The sequence below is a fragment of the Streptacidiphilus jiangxiensis genome (genome assembly GCF_900109465.1).
Taxonomy (GTDB): Bacteria; Actinomycetota; Actinomycetes; order Streptomycetales; family Streptomycetaceae; genus Streptacidiphilus; species Streptacidiphilus jiangxiensis.
This window is the reverse complement of sequence record NZ_FOAZ01000025.1, coordinates 13387-31252: the sequence shown is the minus strand read 5'-3', so window position 1 is coordinate 31252 and position 17866 is coordinate 13387. Positions and strand designations below refer to the sequence as shown.

The 17866-nt window shown below is 71.1% G+C and carries 12 protein-coding genes; 8 read left to right on the top strand and 4 right to left on the bottom strand.

Features of this window, described 5'->3' with window-relative positions; all coding sequences use genetic code 11:
* Positions 1-612 precede the first annotated feature (612 nt).
* The 8 genes from BMY61_RS35305 (at position 613) to BMY61_RS35270 (ending at position 10839) form a co-directional block, all read left to right on the top strand.
* Complete coding sequence (locus BMY61_RS35305) at positions 613-4104, top strand: ATP-binding protein (RefSeq protein WP_244904230.1); 3492 nt, start codon at positions 613-615, stop codon at positions 4102-4104.
* Between the two features lie 15 nt (positions 4105-4119).
* On the top strand, positions 4120-4533 hold the full coding sequence (locus BMY61_RS35300) for a roadblock/LC7 domain-containing protein (RefSeq protein WP_042454064.1): 414 nt from the start codon (positions 4120-4122) through the stop codon (positions 4531-4533).
* A gap of 218 nt (positions 4534-4751) precedes the next feature.
* Positions 4752-5126, top strand: a complete 375-nt coding sequence (locus tag BMY61_RS35295) for a DUF742 domain-containing protein (RefSeq protein ID WP_042454066.1) — start codon at positions 4752-4754, stop codon at positions 5124-5126.
* On the top strand, positions 5107-5688 hold the full coding sequence (locus BMY61_RS35290) for a GTP-binding protein (RefSeq protein WP_042454068.1): 582 nt from the start codon (positions 5107-5109) through the stop codon (positions 5686-5688). The genes BMY61_RS35295 and BMY61_RS35290 overlap by 20 nt, the downstream gene beginning before the upstream one ends.
* Before the next feature lie 258 nt (positions 5689-5946).
* Positions 5947-9186 (top strand): sensor histidine kinase, encoded by a 3240-nt coding sequence (locus BMY61_RS35285; RefSeq protein WP_052439108.1) that lies wholly within the window; start codon positions 5947-5949, stop codon positions 9184-9186.
* Between the two features lie 15 nt (positions 9187-9201).
* A complete protein-coding gene (locus tag BMY61_RS35280; protein WP_042454072.1) occupies positions 9202-9615 on the top strand; it encodes a roadblock/LC7 domain-containing protein in 414 nt (137 codons plus the stop codon).
* Positions 9616-9680: 65 nt separating this feature from the next.
* Entirely contained in the window at positions 9681-10262 is a 582-nt protein-coding gene (locus tag BMY61_RS35275; RefSeq protein WP_042454075.1) for a DUF742 domain-containing protein, read from the top strand.
* A complete protein-coding gene (locus BMY61_RS35270; RefSeq protein ID WP_042454078.1) occupies positions 10243-10839 on the top strand; it encodes a GTP-binding protein in 597 nt (198 codons plus the stop codon). The genes BMY61_RS35275 and BMY61_RS35270 overlap by 20 nt, the downstream gene beginning before the upstream one ends.
* 144 nt (positions 10840-10983) lie before the next feature.
* Here BMY61_RS35270 and cimA read toward each other — a convergent pair whose 3' ends face one another.
* The 4 genes from cimA to BMY61_RS35250 form a co-directional block, all read right to left on the bottom strand.
* Complete coding sequence (gene cimA, locus BMY61_RS35265) at positions 10984-12573, bottom strand: citramalate synthase (protein WP_042454080.1); 1590 nt, start codon at positions 12571-12573, stop codon at positions 10984-10986.
* A gap of 221 nt (positions 12574-12794) precedes the next feature.
* A complete protein-coding gene (locus tag BMY61_RS35260) occupies positions 12795-13886 on the bottom strand; it encodes a branched-chain amino acid aminotransferase (protein ID WP_042454082.1) in 1092 nt (363 codons plus the stop codon).
* A gap of 193 nt (positions 13887-14079) precedes the next feature.
* The gene (locus BMY61_RS35255; protein ID WP_042454084.1) at positions 14080-15126 is read right to left on the bottom strand and encodes a 3-isopropylmalate dehydrogenase; all 1047 of its coding nucleotides are present in this window, start codon (positions 15124-15126) and stop codon (positions 14080-14082) included.
* Between the two features lie 84 nt (positions 15127-15210).
* Complete coding sequence (locus BMY61_RS35250; RefSeq protein ID WP_075004190.1) at positions 15211-17745, bottom strand: YfhO family protein; 2535 nt, start codon at positions 17743-17745, stop codon at positions 15211-15213.
* Between the last annotated feature and the right edge of the window lie 121 nt (positions 17746-17866).

Genomic DNA, 17866 nt, shown 5'->3' with positions numbered 1-17866 from the left:
TCCAAGCGCGACAGTTACGGCATTGTGGCCGATTCCATAAGTGCCACATAAGGCCCATATCGGACAAAATCATGACGGGGCGTCACCCCGCCACCCGCACTTCGGACGCATTCATGTCCGATACGTACGGTTTCCCCGGCCTCGTTTCACACATTCCGTCACACCGGCATCACTGATCGTCACAGCCTCCGCTACCGAGCGTCGCCCCTTGTTGGAGATCGGGGCCTGTGCTGGAATGCCACGGACCGCCGGAGCCCGTCCCTCCCCCAGCACCAGCTCGGCACCGGGGCACTCGACGGCGGCAGGGAGTCTGCGACTGGATGCCGGCCGCAGACTCCAATAGGCGAAGCTCGGACCCGACCGGGTCCACGCCTTCCGAGAAACTCGACACCGTTCCGCCGCTGCGCGCAGCGGGGGACGCCTGGTCCAGAGGTTGCGACGCTAGTGCAGGGACGTATCAAGAGGGGTGGCGGCGCGGGCAACCCGGCGGACCGCGGAGCAGCTGGCCACCAGCAGCCGTCGCCGAATGCCCCCCACGCCGCCGAGGGCCCCCGCCCCGGGCCCACGTCTGGCCGCCCCGGCTCCGACGCCGGTCCGGCCGGCGCGCCCGGCATGGCCGAGAAGAACGCCAAGGCCGACAAGAAGAGCGGCGGTGGCGGATCGAGCCGAATAGGCTCGGTGACCGCGCCCAGGCCCGGTCGGACCAAGCGCTTCTCGCTCGGCAACTGGCGCATCCGTACCAGGCTGACCGCCCTTCTGGTGCTGCCCGTGGTCGCCGCCATCGTCCTCGGTGGTCTGCGCATCCAGGGCTCGCTCCAGACCCAGCAGCAGCTGGACAACGTCGCCAAGCTCGGTGAGGTCGCCCAGGCCGCCACGCTGCTCGCCACCTCGCTCGAGCAGGAGCGCGACGACATGGCGGGCGCGAGCGGCGTGCAGGACCAGCCGGTCAAGGAAAACAGCACCGTCATCTACGACGAGCAGCAGACGCACCGGAAGCGTCAGAAGCTGACCAACCTGATCGACTCGCTCGACAAGTCGCAGCTCCCCGGTGGCGGCGTCGACATCGACTCGGTGCAGGCCAAGCTCGACCAGCTGCCGACCATCGAGAGCAGCGCGTTCGACTACACGCTGGCCGGCAGCGACCTGCAGAAGACCGTCGCCCAGTTCGACAACCTGATCACCCCGCTGACCCAGATCACCCAGGACCTCGCCCTCGCGTCCTCGAACCTGCAGCTGGTCCAGGCGACCCGGTCGCTCCAGGCCTTCACGCAGTGGCACGAGGACATGGCCATCGTCCGGTCCACGATCCTCGGCGCCCTGACCTACACCAAGCCCGGCGACACGAACACCACGCCGACCCTGTCGGCGAGCGACCGCCAGTACGCCGCGGCAGCCCTGGCCGACGCCACGACGGCGACGAAAGAGTTCACCGCGCTCTACGGCTCGGCCAAGGCCCAGAACCTGATCGGCTCCTGGCAGAGCAACACCAACATCGCCGAAGCGACCCGCTGGGCCGGCCAGGTGCTGCAGTCGAGCACCCCCCTGGACCAGCAGCCGAACCTGCTGAGCCCCGCCGACTGGTCGGCCCGCTCCGGCACGCAGATGCTGCAGATGAACCAGGACGAGTCCTTCCTGGTCCAGGAGCTCAACACCACCGCGTCCGACCTGCGCTCGCAGGCGCAGACGGACGCCTACGCCAACGCCGGTCTGATCGTCGCCGTTCTCCTCGTCGCCATCCTCGGCGCCGCCCTGGTGGCCCGCTCGATGGTGCGCACGCTGGCCAAGCTGCAGCAGACCGCCGAGGACGTCGCCGAGCACACGCTGCCGGAGATGGTCCGCAAGCTCTCCGAGTCCGATCCGCAGGACGTGGACGTCTCGATCCAACCGATCGGCATCGACACCACGGACGAGATCGGGCACGTGGCCCGAGCCTTCGACAAGGTCCACAGCCAGGCCGTCCGACTCGCCGCCGAGCAGGCCCTGCTCCGAGGCAACATCAACGCGATGTTCACCAACCTCTCGCGCCGCTCCCAGGGTCTGATCCAGCGCCAGCTGGCGATGATCTCCGAGCTGGAGTCGCGCGAGGCCGACCCGGACCAGCTGGCCCAGCTGTTCAAGCTCGACCACCTCGCGACGCGTATGCGTCGTAACGGTGAGAACCTCCTGGTTCTCGCGGGTGAGGACCCGGGTCGTCGTTGGACCCGCCCCGTCCCGCTGGTCGACGTGCTCCGCGCCGCCGCCTCCGAGGTGGAGCAGTACGAGCGCATCGAACTGGCCTCGGTGCCGACGGCGGACGTCGCCGGCCGCGTCGTCAACGACCTCGTGCACCTCCTCGCCGAGCTGCTCGAGAACGCCACCTCGTTCTCCAGCCCGCAGACCCGCGTCAAGGTCACCGGTCACGCGCTGCCCGACGGCCGCGTGCTGATCGAGATCCACGACACCGGTATCGGTCTCTCCCCCGACGACCTGGCCGAGATCAACGAGCGCCTGGCGAACCCGCCGGTGGTGGACGTCTCCGTCTCCCGCCGCATGGGCCTCTTCGTGGTCGGTCGACTCTCGCTGCGTCACGGCATCCGCATCCAGCTGCGTCCGAGCGACTCGGGCGGCACCACCGCGCTGGTCATGCTGCCGGTGGACGTCACCAACGTCGCCGAGCGTCGTGCCGGTGCCGGTGGCGCCGGTGCGGCCAAGGCCGCCCCCGCGGCCCCGCAGCGTCCGGCCGCGCCGGCCGGTCCGCAGCGCACCCCGCTGGCCTCCGGCCCGCAGGGCGGCACCGACGGCCGTGGTGGCCGTCCCTCCCTGCCGCAGCAGCCTCAGCCGACGCTGGGTCTGCCCCAGGGCGGCCTGCCCCAGCGCGGCGGCCAGCCGACCGACGGCCGCGGCCTGCCCGTCGGCACCGGTCTGCCGGGCCAGGCGGGTCCGGGTCAGCCCGGCCCGTCCGGCCAGCAGGACGCCGGCTACGGCCAGCCGCTGCCGCAGCGTGGCGCGCCGGCCCCGACGGGTCAGCAGGGCTTCGGCCAGCCGTCCGCGCCGGCCCCGGCCGGACAGCCCGGTGGCTACGACTCCAGCCGTACCGACGGCCGCGGTATCCCGCTGCCCAACTTCGGCCAGGCGGGTCCGGGTCAGCCCGGCCAGCAGGACGCCGGCTACGGCCAGCCGCTGCCGCAGCGCGGCGCGCCGGCCCCGATGCCGCAGCAGCCGACCCAGCAGCAGCCCGCCCAGCAGCCGTTCGGCGGCCGCGGCGACACCGGCTACGGCCACGAGCCGTCCCCCTGGGCGGAGCAGCCGCAGCACGGTTCTCCGGCCGGGGGCCGTCCCGGCCCGGGCCCGATCAGTCAGCCCTCCTCGATTGCGGAGAGCACCGCTCAGTTCGCCCGTCCGCGCTTCGACGACGAGCCGCCGGCCCGTCCGATGCCCCCGGCGCCGGTCGCACCGCAGCCGCAGCCCGCGCCGCAGCCGGACTTCGGCGGCGACCCGCTCACCCGCGCGCTGCCTCCGGCCAACGAGTCGGCCGCTCCCTCGCCGATCTTCGAGCAGATGGAGACCACCTGGTTCCGCGCGGGTCGCGCCGAGCGGATGCGCGGTATCCAGGTCTCCGAGAACCAGGGCGGCCAGCAGGCCTCCGGCACCGCGCAGTTCGGCGGCCAGTCGGCCACCGGCCAGTTCCCGACGGTGCAGCAGGGACAGCAGGGACAGCAGGGACAGTTCGACGGGGGCCGCACCGGCCAGTTCGAGCAGCCCGGCCGTCCGGCCCAGCCGCAGGCGCCCGCCGGTGCGACCGGGGTCTCCGGGATGAGCCCCGACTCGGCGCCGTGGCGCAGCTCGGCCAACGACGAGACGTGGCGCCGCGCGGAGCAGGTGCGCGAGCCCAGCGCGGGCGGCGTGATGCCCTCCGGTCTGCCGCGTCGTGTGCCCAAGGCCAACCTGGTCCCGGGCACGGCGGAGTCGCAGGCCCTTCCGGGCCCGCAGGTCTCCCGCTCTCCCGACGAGGTCCGCGGACGTCTCACCAACCTGCGTCGCGGCATTCAGCAAGGCCGGGCCCAGGGCACGGCCGGCCCCGGTCAGGGCAACGGCCCGTACGGCAGCAACAACCAGGAGCGTTGATCCAAGATGAGTCAGATGAGCCAGGCGGCCCAGAACCTCAACTGGTTGATCACCAACTTCGTCGACAGCACCCCCGGGGTGTCGCACACCGTGGTCGTGTCGGCCGACGGCCTGCTGCTCGCCATGTCCGAGGGCTTCCCCCGCGACCGGGCCGACCAGCTCGCCGCGGTGGCCTCGGGCCTGACCTCGCTGACCCAGGGCGCGTCCCGGATCTTCGAGGGCGGCAAGGTCTCGCAGACGGTGGTGGAGATGGAGCGCGGCTTCCTCTTCCTGATGGCCGTCTCCGACGGCTCCGCCCTGGCGGTGCTCTCCTCGCCGGACAGCGACATCGGCCTGGTCGGCTACGAGATGGCGCTGCTGGTCGACCGTGCCGGCACCGTGCTCACGCCGGCCCTGCGCGCCGAACTCCAGGGCAGCCTGCTGCACTGAGGGTTCGTCGGCCCTTGCGGAGCCGACGAACCCGACGGACCCGACGAATGAGACATGGGCCACCTCGGCCCGTGAATCCTGGCACTGCCGGGACTCACGGGCCGTCGGCCCCGTACACTCCGGTGCCACTCGTGCCAGGACATTGCTCCGGACACGGACAGCACCACCCACCCTCGCCGCGGAAAGGCACGACGGCCGCTGCAGCACTAGGAGGACTGATGACTTCACCGCACGGAGGCCAGAGCGGCGCCCGGCAGCCGCTCGTGCGTCCCTACGCGATGACCGGCGGCCGCACCCGTCCGCGCTACCAGCTCGCCATCGAGGCGCTGGTGACCAGCACGCCCCAGGCGTACCGCTCGGGGACGTTGCTGCCGGAGCACGCGCGGATCGTCGACCTCTGCCGCGAGGTGAAGTCGGTGGCGGAGGTCTCCGCCCTGGTCCCCATGCCCCTGGGTGTCGCCCGCATCCTCGTCGCCGACCTGGCCGAGGCCGGCCTGGTCGCCATCCACCAGCCTGCGGCCGCCTCCGACAACGGCGGCGCGCCCGATGTCACGCTGCTCGAAAGGGTGCTCAGTGGACTTCGCAAGCTCTAGTCCGACCGCCACCAGGGCCACCACCTCCGCGAAGATCGTGGTGGCGGGCGGCTTCGGCGTGGGCAAGACCACCCTCGTGGGGGCCGTGTCCGAGATCAACCCGCTGCGCACCGAGGCCGTGATGACCTCGGCCTCCGCCGGGATCGACGACCTGACCCACGTCGGCGGAAAGACCACGACCACGGTCGCCATGGACTTCGGCCGCATCACCCTCGACGCGGACCTGATCCTCTACCTGTTCGGCACCCCGGGCCAGGACCGCTTCTGGTTCATGTGGGACGACCTGGTCCGCGGCGCCATCGGCGCCGTCGTCCTGGTCGACACCCGCCGCCTGGCCGACTGCTTCCCGGCAATCGACTACTTCGAGAACAGCGGCCTGCCGTTCGTGGTGGCGCTGAACAACTTCGACGGCTTCGCCACGCACTCGCCCGACGAGGTGCGCGACGCCCTGCAGTTGGGACCGGACACGCCGATCATCGCCACCGACGCGCGGCGGCGCGACAGCGCCAAGTCGGCGCTCATCACGCTCGTCGAGCACGCGCTGCTCGCCCGGCTGCGCTGAGACTGCGTGTTGAACTTTCTATAACGGTTCGACACGCATTTCCCACCCAGCTCTCACCATCGGTAGGCGAGTGCACACGCTGCGCAGAACGCAGCGCGGGCATTCGCCGTCCGTGGGTGTTTATGTCCCATTTACTCCAGGATCCCTGTGAACCGGAGGGTGTTTGGCCAAGGCCATACGCCCGTGCTGAAATGCCAGCCACCGCCGGATGACCCCCGGATGCACGACAAGGCCGCCCCGGCCGAGAGGTTGAGTCGAGTGAGCCACAACGAGGCAGCTCCAGGCGCCGGAAGCGCGCCCCAGGTCCGGCCTGCGGGTCGGCTCTCCCTGAGCAACCGTCGCCTGCCCTTCAAGCTGATCGCGATCCTCCTGGTCCCGGTCCTTGCGGCGCTCGCCTTCGCCGGCCTACGGGTGCAGAGCTCGTACACCGCGTGGCAGCAGGCCCAGGACGCCCAGAAGGTCGCCAAGCTGGTCGAGGCCTCGACCCAGGTGACGCAGGCCATCGACCAGGAACGTGACGGCTCGATCCCGTACCTGATGAAGCCCGGCTCGGCGGCGGCGAGCGCGCCGCTCGACCAGACGGTGAAGAAACTCCGGGACAACACGAACACGGCCATCGCCAACTTCGAGGCGCTGGCCGCGAACGCGCCGAACATCGGGCATGTCCAGGAGCGCATCGCGGCGGCCAAGCCGCAGCTCGCGAAGATCGACGGGCTGCGCAAGCTGGACTACAGCCAGCCGACCACGACGGCCGAAGAGGCGTACTCCTCCCTCTTCTCCGCGCTCCAGGGCCTCGACAACGAGCTGGTCTTCAGCAACGGCGGCAGCATCAACTCCGACGGCCGCGCGATCTACGCGATCACCCTGGCCAAGGACGCCGACTCGATCGAGCGCGCCATCGTCCTGCACATGCTGCTGGAGAAGTACAAGCCGAACACCAGCGCGGCGGCCACCACTCTGTACTTCACCCAGCAGATGAAGGCCTTCAGCTACCTCTACCTGCAGGGCATCGCGCAGCAGGAGTTCACCAACGCCGCCGACCCGGCCTTCGTCACCGCGCTCAACCAGGGCCTGCAGAACGTGCAGGCCGCCATGGAGAACGCCAACCAGCAGAGCGCGGCCGCCGCGCAGGGTGGCGGCGCCAAGTCGGGCAAGGCCCTGGACATCCAGGGCATGGTCAACATCCTGGTGGCGGCGCCGGACCCGGCCCACGCCCGGGCGGCCGGCGTCACGCCGCTGCTGTGGGGCCAGGAGACCACGGCCGTCTTCGACGCACTGCGCACGGTCGAGAGCAAGCTGGTCGCCGACGCGGTGACCCAGGCCTCGGACCAGGCGTCCAAGGCCCGCAACGACGCCATCATGAACGCCGCCATCGTGCTCGGCGCGGTGCTGCTGGCCGGTGTGATGACGGCTCTGGTCGCCCGCTCGATGATCCGCAACATGCGCCGTCTGCGTGACGGCGCCGAGCAGGTCGCCCAGCAGCGCCTGCCCGACCTGGTGCGCCAGCTCTCCAAGACCGACCCGGGCAAGGTCGACCTCACGGTCGAGCCGATCCAGGTGAACGGCAAGGACGAGATCGCCGAGGTCGCCCGCGCCTTCGACGAGGTCCACCGCGAGGCCATCCGACTCGCCTCCGAGCAGGCCCTGCTCCGCGGCAACGTCAACGCGATCTTCACCAACCTCTCCCGCCGTTCGCACGGCCTGATCGAGCGCCAGCTGGCGCTGATCACGGACCTGGAGAACAACGAGGCCGACCCGGACCAGCTGGAGAACCTCTTCAAGCTCGACCACCTGGCCACCCGCATGCGCCGCAACGGCGAGAACCTCCTCGTCCTCGCCGGCGAGGACCCGGGCCGTACCTGGGGTGAGCCGATCCCGCTGGTGGACGTGCTCCGTGCGGCCGCCTCCGAGGTGGAGCAGTACGAGCGCATCGAGCTGGCCGGCATACCCGAGACCGACGTCGTCGGTCCCGCCGTCACCGACCTCGTGCACCTGCTCGCCGAGCTGCTGGAGAACGCCACCACCTTCTCCAGCCCGCAGACCAAGGTGCGCGTCACCGCGACCCGCCTGCCCGACCAGCGCGTGCTGGTCGAGATCCACGACAAGGGCATCGGCCTCACCTCCGAGGACTTCGCCGAGATCAACGCGAAGCTGGCCGACCCGCCGACCGTGGACGCCTCCGTCTCCCGCCAGATGGGCCTCTTCGTGGTCGGCCGCCTGTCCGAGCGACACGGCATCCGCGTCCAGCTGCGCCCCTCCGGCGAGTCCGCCGGTACCACCTCGCTGGTCATGCTGCCCGAGCGGCTGACCCTGGCGGCCGGTGCCGTCGAGCCCGAGGAGCAGTTCACCGTCTCCCGCATCTACCCGGAGGCCGCGCAGGGCGCGGGCATGGCGGGCATGCGCACCGCGAGCGAGCTCGGCTTCGACGACAGCCGCTACGACCGTGCCCTGGAGGCCGGTGAGCAGGGCAGCGCGCTCGACTCGGTGCAGCGTTCGCTGCGCCTGGGCCAGCGCCGCCAGCAGGTCGCGCTGGAGTCGGGCGACTCTCCCGCCTACGACGAGCGCACCCCGGCTCCGGCCGAGTACGGGTACAGCCCCGAGTACGGCGGCCAGGAGTACGCCGACGGCGCCCAGGCCTTCGACGGCTTCGACGCCGAGTACCGCTCGGAGTTCGAGACGGAGCCGCGCGCCGACTACTCCGCACAGTACGGTTCCGGTTACGCCCAGGGGTTCGGCGCGGAGAACGCGTCGGGCCACCCGCAGAACCTGGACGGTAGCCACGCGCGCGGCCACCAGCCGTCGCCGTCCTACCCGGCACCGGACGCCGGTTACGAGGCCGGGCGCTACACCGCCCAGCACTTCGAGGCCGGAGTGGCCGAGCACGAGACCTACGGTGCGGACTACGCCGAGGACACCTACCTCACCCCCGGGGCGACCCCCGGCATGCAGCACTACGGCACCGGCGCGCCGGCCTACGAGCCCGGCCCCGTCGCGCCGCAGAGCCCGCAGGGCCAGGAGCCGACCGCCCTGGGCGCCAACGGTCTGCCCACTCGGCGACCGGGCGCCGCGCTCGGCGGCGGGGCGATCGGCGGCCGCGACAGTGGCGAGCGCCCCAACTGGTTCACCGGCGCCAAGGAGAGCGGTCAGACCACCAGCGCCATGCCGGTCATGCCGCCCGCGCACGGCCGTCCCGCGGCCGCGCTGCCGGCCGCCGGGCCGAGCGCCTCGGCACCCCGTGAGGCGTCCGGCGCCGGAACCACCACCTCCGGTCTGCCGCGCCGCGTACCGAAGCAGAACCTGCTCCCCGGTCAGTTCCAGGACCCCGACGGCGCAGGCACCCCCGATCTGCCCTCGTCGCAGCCCCAGCTGTCCCGTTCCCCCGAGGAGGTCCGGGGCAGGCTCACCAACCTGCGCCGCGGCATCCAGCAAGGTCACAACGCGGGCGACACCCCCCACCAGGGCTCTGGCCCGTACGGCACCAACCCCCAGGAGCGTTGATCCAAGATGAGTCAGATGAGCCAGGCGGCCCAGAACCTCAACTGGTTGATCACCAACTTCGTCGACAACACCCCCGGGGTCTCGCACACCGTGGTCGTGTCGGCCGACGGCCTGCTGCTCGCCATGTCCGAGGGCTTCCCCCGCGACCGCGCCGACCAGCTCGCCGCCGTCGCCTCCGGCCTCACCTCGCTGACCCAGGGCGCGTCCCGGATCTTCGAGGGCGGCAAGGTCGCACAGACGGTGGTGGAGATGGAGCGCGGCTTCCTCTTCCTCATGGCCGTCTCCGACGGCTCCGCCCTGGCCGTGCTGGCCTCCCCGGACAGCGACATCGGCCTCGTCGGCTACGAGATGGCCCTGCTGGTCGACCGTGCCGGCACCGTCCTCACCCCGGCCCTGCGCGCCGAACTCCAGGGCAGCCTTCTGCACTGAACCGGCGTCACCACCTGACGCCAAGCGAGCCGCGTCCGCATCCAGATCGTTCGTGAGGAGGAACCGTGACACCGCCCGAGGACCAGAACGGCCAGTACGGCGCTGCCTATCCGGGAACAGGCCATGACGCGTTCGGCGGTCCCGCCGGCGGCTACGCCCCGGCCTCTGGGTACCCCGGTTACGACCAGGCGCCCCACGCCGGGCAGTCCGGCTACTGGCAGGACCAGCAGCCGCAGGAGTGGCAGCCCCAGTCGGCCCCGCACGGTGGGCGCCCCCAGGCGCCGGTCGAGCCGGAGCACCACGACGAGGAACCCCTCATCCGCCCCTACGCGATGACCGGCGGCCGGACCCGTCCGCGCTACCAGCTGGCCATCGAGGCGCTCGTCTCCACGACGGCCGCTCCGGAGCGGATCGGTTCGCTGCTCCCCGAACACCAACGCATCTGCAACCTGTGCATGGACATCAAGTCGGTCGCCGAGATCTCGGCCCTGCTGTCCATGCCGCTGGGTGTGGCTCGCATTCTCGTCGCGGACCTGGCCGAATCCGGCCTGGTCGCGATCCACCAGCCCGCCGCCGGGGGCGAATCCGGCGGAACGCCTGATGTGACACTGCTCGAAAGGGTGCTCAGTGGACTTCGCAAGCTCTAGGCCGACTGCCCCGGCCGCCACCGGGGGCCGCAGCACGACCTCCGCGAAGATCGTGGTGGCGGGCGGCTTCGGCGTGGGCAAGACCACCCTCGTCGGCGCGGTCTCCGAGATCAACCCGCTCCGTACCGAGGCCGTGATGACCTCGGCCTCCGCCGGGATCGACGATCTCAGCCACGTCAGCGGCAAGACGACCACGACGGTCGCCATGGACTTCGGCCGTATCACCCTGGACGAGGACCTGATCCTCTACCTGTTCGGCACCCCGGGCCAGGACCGCTTCTGGTTCATGTGGGACGACCTGGTCCGCGGCGCCATCGGCGCCGTCGTGCTCGTGGACACCCGCCGCCTGGCCGACTGCTTCCCGGCGATCGACTACTTCGAGAACAGCGGCCTGCCGTTCATCGTCGCGATCAACGCCTTCGACGGCAGCCAGACGCACACGCCGGACGAGGTCCGCGAGGCCCTCCAGCTCGGCCACGAGACCCCGATCATCACCACCGACGCCCGCCGTCGCGACAGCGCGAAGTCGGCGCTGATCACGCTCGTCGAGCACGCGCTGCTGGCCCGCCTGCGCTGACCGGCACGCCGGTACGACGTTCGAAGGGCGCGAGGAACTCCCCTCGCGCCCTTCGTCGTTCCCCGGCGGTGATGCCATCGCCCGAGGCCGCGGCCCGGGAGGCCGCCGCGATCGCTGCGGCGGCGGCCCCCGAGGGGGTCACGCTCAGGCGGTGAGGCCGGCGCGGATGAGGCCGTAGGTGTAGGCGTCGTCCAGGGCCTGCCAGGAGGCGCCGACGACGTTCTCCGCCACACCGACGGTCGACCAGGAGGTCACACCGTCCGTGGTCTCGATCAGGACGCGGGTCTGGGAGCCGGTGCCGTGCTGGCCCTCCAGGATGCGGACCTTGTAGTCCGTCAGTTCCAGCCGGGCCAGCTGCGGGTAGAAGCGGCCCACCGCGGCCCTCAGGGCGGCGTCCAGGGCGTCGACGGGGCCGTTGCCCTCTCCGGTGGCCACGATGCGCTCACCCTTGGCCCAGAGCTTCACCGTGGCCTCGTTGGCGGTCGTGCCGTCGGCCCGCTGCTCGGCGATCGCGCGCCAGGACTCCAGGGTGAAGAAGCGCTCCTGGGCGCCCCGGACCTCGGCCCGGAGCAGGAGCTCGAAGGAGGCGTCGGCGGCCTCGAAGGTGTAGCCGGCGAGCTCCTTCTCCTTGACCCGATCCACGACGCGACCGGCCAGCTCGCGGTCGGTGGAGAGGTCGTAGCCGAGCTCCTTGCCCTTCAGCTCCACCGAGGCCCGCCCGGCCATGTCGGAGACCAGCATCCGCATGGTGTTGCCCACCAGGGCCGGATCGGTGTGCTGGTAGAGGTCCGGGTCCACCTTGATGGCCGAGGCGTGCAGCCCGGCCTTGTGGGCGAACGCGGAGACGCCGACGTACGGCTGGTGCGTGGACGGGGTGAGGTTGACGACCTCGGCGATCGCGTGCGAGATGCGGGTCATCTCGGCGAGGCGGCCTGCGGGCACCACCCGCCGGTCGTGCTTGAGCTCCAGCGCGCCCACGACCGGGAAGAGGTTCGCGTTGCCGACCCGCTCGCCGTAGCCGTTGGCGGTGCACTGGACGTGCGTCGCGCCCGCATCCACCGCGGCGAGGGTGTTGGCGACGGCGCAGCCGGTGTCGTCCTGGGCGTGGATGCCGAGCCGCGCGCCGGTCTCGGCCAGCACGTCGGCGACGATCTCGCGGACGCCGCCGGGCAGCATGCCGCCGTTGGTGTCGCACAGCACCACCACGTCCGCGCCCGCCTCGTGCGCGGCACGCACGACGGAGAGCGCGTAGGCGCGGTTGGCCTTGTAGCCGTCGAAGAAGTGCTCGCAGTCGATGAACACGCGGCGGCCCTGGGACCGCAGGTACGCGACGCTGTCGCGGACCATGGCGAGGTTCTCCTCCAGCGTGGTACGCAGCGCCAGCTCGACGTGGCGGTCGTGGGACTTGGCGACCAGCGTCACCACCGGCGCGCCGGAGGCGACCAGTGCCTGCAGCTGCGCGTCGTCCGCCGCGGTGCCACCGGCTCGGCGGGTCGCGCCGAAGGCCACCAGCTGGGCGTTCTCCAGCTTCAGTTCGTTCTTCGCGCGCGCGAAGAACTCGGTGTCGCGCGGGTTGGCGCCCGGCCAGCCGCCCTCGATGAAGCCCACGCCGAACTCGTCCAGGTAGCGGGCGATGGCGAGCTTGTCCGCGACGGTGAGGTTGATGCCCTCGCGCTGCGCGCCGTCGCGCAGCGTGGTGTCGAAGACGTGGAATTCGTCGGTGAGGGAACTCATGGCCGGTGGTCTCCTGTCGGTGCTGCTCGTTCAACGAAAAAGACCCCTCGCGGATGCGAGAGGTCTGCACGCTGGTCGGTTCCTGCTCGGGAACTCAGACCTGCGCGCTGCAGCTAATAATCAGTGCGAACGTGGGCACCTTCGCAGTCTGGCACACCGACCCGGAGGACGGCCGCGCATCTTGCCATGCGAGATACGTGACCGTCCTATGAAATCTCAGGTCAGACGATCGGGTGCATCCAGCCGTGGGTGTCCTCGCGCTTGCCGGTCTGCAGCGCCAACAGCGTCTCGCGCAGCTTCATCGTGACCGGGCCGGGCTTGCCGTCGCCGACCTGCCAGTCGCCGCGGGCGGACTTGACCGAGCCGACCGGGGTGATCACCGCGGCGGTGCCGCAGGCGAAGACCTCGGTCAGCTCGCCCGAGGCGTTGCCGTCACGCCACTCGTCGGTGGAGATCTTCCGCTCGTCGGTCGCGTACCCGAGGTCACCGGCGATGGCGAGCAGCGAGTCGCGGGTGATGCCGGGCAGCAGCGAGCCGGAGAGCTCGGGGGTGACCACGCGGGCGTTCTCGCCCTCGCCGAAGACGAAGTAGAGGTTCATGCCGCCCATCTCCTCGATCCAGCGGCGCTCCACGGCGTCCAGCCAGACGACCTGGTCGCAGCCCTCGGCCGCGGCCTGGGCCTGGGCGACCAGCGAGGCGGCGTAGTTGCCGGCGCACTTGGCCGCGCCGGTGCCGCCGGGGGCGGCGCGGACGTACTCCTCGGAGATCCACACCGAGACCGGCTTGACGCCGCCGGAGAAGTAGGCGCCCGCCGGGGAGGCGATCAGCATGAAGAGGTACTCGTTGGCCGGGCGCACGCCCAGGCCCACCTCGGTGGCGAACATGAAGGGCCGCAGGTAGAGGCTCGACTCGTCCTGGGTCGGCACCCACGCCTGGTCCTGCTTGACCAGTGCCTCGACGGCCTCGACGAAGAGCTCCTCGGGCAGCTCCGGCATGGCCAGACGACGGGCGGAGGCCTGGAAGCGGGCGGCGTTCGCCTCGGGGCGGAAGGTCTGGATGCGGCCGTCGGCGGTGCGGTACGCCTTCAGGCCCTCGAAGATCGACTGACCGTAGTGGATGGTCATGTTGGCCGGGTCGATCTCCAGCGGGCCGTACGGCACCAGCTGGGCGTCGTGCCAGCCGCGCCCCTCGGTCCAGCGGATGGTCACCATGTGGTCGGTGAAGAAGCGGCCGAAGCCAGGGGAGGCCAGGCGGGCCTCGCGCTCGGCATCGGTCAGTGGGTGGGCCGAGGGCTTGAGCTCGATAGAGGTCATCGACGTTTGTCCTTCACCGTGTCGTCTTGGCGGGGTACTCGACCGGGGATCGGTTCCCCAGGGTCGATAGTCGCATTGATCGGGGCGTAAGCGACAGCCGGTGCCTTGGTGAGCGTCGCGCTGAGGAGGACAAACGCGCAGCACCGGGCCGTCGCCGGCCCGGTGCTGTGGTGTAGCGGAGGAGGCCGGCGGGTCAGCCGGCTACTCGGGCGGCGAGCGCGTCGCCGATCTGGGAGGTGGTGCGCGGAGCGGTGAGCGAGGCCCGCTCGGCGAGGTCGGCGGCGACGGCGTCCTCGATCTTCGCCGCCTCGGCGGCGTAGCCGAGGTGGCCGAGCAGCATGGCGACCGAGAGGATCGTGGCCGTCGGGTCGGCCTTGCCCTGGCCGGCGATGTCCGGGGCGGAGCCGTGGACCGGCTCGAACATGGACGGGAAGGCGCCGGTGGGGTTGATGTTGCCGGAGGCCGCCAGGCCGATGCCGCCGGTGACGGCCGCGGCGAGGTCGGTCAGGATGTCGCCGAAGAGGTTGTCGGTGACGATCACGTCGAAGCGCTCGGGCTGGGTGACGAAGAAGATCGTCGCCGCGTCGACGTGCAGGTAGTCGGTGGTGACCTCGGGGTACTCGGCGGCGACCGAGTCGAAGATCCGCTTCCACAGGTGGCCGGCGTGGACCAGCACGTTGTTCTTGTGGACCAGCGTCAGCTTCTTGCGCGGACGCGCCTGGGCGCGGGCGAAGGCGTCGCGGACGACGCGCTCGATGCCGAAGGCCGTGTTGAGGCTGACCTCGGTGGCGATCTCCTGGTCGGTGCCGGTGCGCAGCGAGCCGCCGTTGCCGACGTACGGGCCCTCGGTGCCCTCGCGGACCACGACGAAGTCGATGTCGGGGTTGCCCGCGAGCGGCGAGGCGACGCCGGGGAAGAGCTTGCCCGGGCGCAGGTTCACGTGGTGGTCGAAGGCGAAACGCAGCTTCAGCAGCAGTCCGCGCTCCAGCACACCGGAGGGCACGGACGGGTCGCCGATGGCGCCCAGCAGGATCGCGTCGGCGCCCTTGAGCTCCTCCAGCACGCCGTCCGGCAGGGTCTCACCGGTGGCGTGGTAGCGGCGGGCGCCGAGGTCGTACTCGGCGGTCTCCACCTTCACGTCGGCGGGGAGGGCCGAGGACAGGACCTTCAGCCCTTCGGCGACGACCTCCTGGCCGATACCGTCACCAGGGATCACTGCGAGGCGGAGAGTGCGAGACATGGCCCGGACCTTACTCCGACGTCCAGGCATTGACACGCATTGTCCGCAGTGTGGACGACGTCGTCGGCTGCCCCGCCCCCCGCCTCAGCGGGCGTCGGCGGGCGTGCGGCGGCGCCTCCAGGCCACGACCAGGACCGCGGCCAGGGCCAGGGTGCCCGCTCCCGTGCCGGCCAGGCCGGGCGCGAGTCCGGGCGGGGTGTAGTCGCAGGACAGGTGCTCCGCGCCACCACCCGACGCGGCGGCGAGCGGAACGGCGAGCATCCCCGCGTAGGAGGAGGGGGTCTTCGCCGCGCCGCCGTTCACCGAGCAGGTCCAGCCCTTGACGTCGGTGGTGGCGACGACCGCGGTGCCCGTGGTGCCGGCCGGGAAGGAGGCGTCCAGGTGCGCGCCCTGCGCGTGGACCACCGTCGGCGCGGTCTGCGCGGAGGCCGCCGTCGCCGCCTTCAGCGCCGGCAGGCTGAGGCAGCCCACCGCGTACTGGGGGATCTGCTGTCCCCCGCGGGTGGTGGTGACCTCGACCGTGGCCCGACCGTCGGCCGGCACGTCGCCCAGGAAACGGACGCCCGAACTGAGCACGGGGTACGCACCGTTCAGGGTCCGGGCCTTCCCGAACGAGGTCACCGTGCCGCCGAAGTACGGTGCGTACAGGAACGCGGCACTGCCGGCTCGGCACTCGAAGCCGAACGACGTCGTGGACTGCGCGGCCACCGGCCATGCCTGATCGCCACCGACACCGCCCGCGGACGGCACCAGGGCGCCGCCCGCGTCCGTTCGATGGAGGGTCGGCACCTGGTAGACGCTCGCTCCGAGCAGTGCCTGCTGGTTCGCCCAGACGGTGCCGGCCGGTGCGCCGTGGGTGTCCGTGCCGTCACCGCTGTGGACGGTGACCAGCGGCACCGGTGCGACCGGGGCCGGCTTCGCCGTGACCTGGCCGCTGCCGGCGCCGGTCGGGGTCAGCGTCCGGCCGACGCTCAGCAGCGCTTGGGAGACCGGGTCCGCGGGCGCGATGATGTGACGCCCGGCCATCGCCCAGGGCAGGCCCAGCTGCTGCAGTGCGGTGGCGGTGGGGGCGGGAATGTAGCTGCTGTAGAACGAGCCGCCATCGGCGTCCATGAGGATCGGGTCGTTGTCGGTGACGAACACCTCGGAACCGACGTCGAAGCGCTGGTTCGGCCAGGCGTTCGCGGCCTTGATCGCTTCGTAGCCGGAGGCGGTGACGCTGTTCATCGTCGTACGCGGGCCGGTGTAGGCGGGCCGGTCGCCCTGCAGGTTCGTCACGTTGTAGATGCCCAGCGTGGCGCCGACGAAGACGCCGGCGGTCATCAGGCCGCAGACGAGCCGGCGGCGGGAGGGCGAGAGACCCTCCCGTCCGAGCAGCACCAGCGCGCCGAGCGCGAGCACGCCGCCGACGCCGAGCAGGGTCCAGCTGAGCCAGTTCGCGGTCCCGGTCCCGACGGTGACCAACGCGAGCAGGGCCAGCAGGCCGCCGCCGCCCAACAGGGCGCGGCGGTCCGGGCGGTTGGCCAGGGCCAGCCAGGCCGCCATCACCATGAAGCCGCTGAGCACGAAGGTCTCCCGCCACGGCACCCCGTGCGGGATCGCGAAACCCTGCCAGACCAGTGCGGTGGCATGGATCGTGAAGGAGAGCGCGGTCAGCACGATCAGCGCGAGCCAGGCGACGCGGACACGGACCGGCAGTCGGCGCTGGAACGGCAGCACCAGGACCAGCAACAGCACGAGCACGCCGACGAAGACGTTCGGCGCATTGACGACCGGGTTGACGCCCGGCAGGAACTTCGCCAGGTAGTCCAGCGGCCCCACGCCGACGGATATGACGTAACTCTCGGAGGGCTGCGCGTCCTTGGACGCCAGACCGGAGACCAGGATGGCGGGTGCCGCCAGCAGCAGGCCGACGACGACCATGGAGGCGGCCCGCCACAGCACCCGGAGCCGCCCGCGAAGATCCAGGTCCGGGTCCAGGGCCAGGCGCAGGATCAGTACCAGCGCGGCGCCCAGGGTGGCCATCGCGGCCGAGTAGAAGTTGGCGTACCAGCACAGGCCGACCACGAGCGCGCCCGCCACCCAGCGGCGGCCCTGCAGGCACCAGTCGGCGGCGATGCACAGCATGGGCAGTGCCGCCAGGCCGAACATCCACATCGGCACGACGGAGCCGTCGATGACCGACCAGCCGCAGAGCGCGTATCCGACCGAGAGCAGCGCCCGCAGCCAACCGGAACCCGGCGCGAGACGGCCCAGGAAGATCGTCATCATCGCGGCGGCCAGACCCATGCTCAGCAGCGAGACGAGGAAGACCGGGAAATCCGCCTGCTGTCGGGGGAAAAGGCCGACCAGCAAAGAGAACGGGCTGGCGAGGTACGTGAAGTACTCACCGAGGAAGCCGACGCCGTAGGAACTGTTCCAGTTGAAGAACAGGCTGTTGTGCCCGACGCCGTGGAGCAGATCCCACAACGCCACATGAAAAGGCACATATTGGTTCCGCAGGTCGTTCATGGCCCGCGAGTGGCTCCCGAAGGGATACGTGCCGTACATCGCCAGGCCCGCGCAGTAGGCCGCCATCGAGAGGACGGCCGACAGGCTTGCCGCCTTGATACTCCGCAATTCAGCTTCCTGCTCTCGGGACCCATTCGTGACCTTCGGAATGGAACAGTCTAGCGGCCTGGCACGTCCAGTCCCACGTAAGAGCGACCACACGGAGCCTCACCTCACTCACAACCGCAGG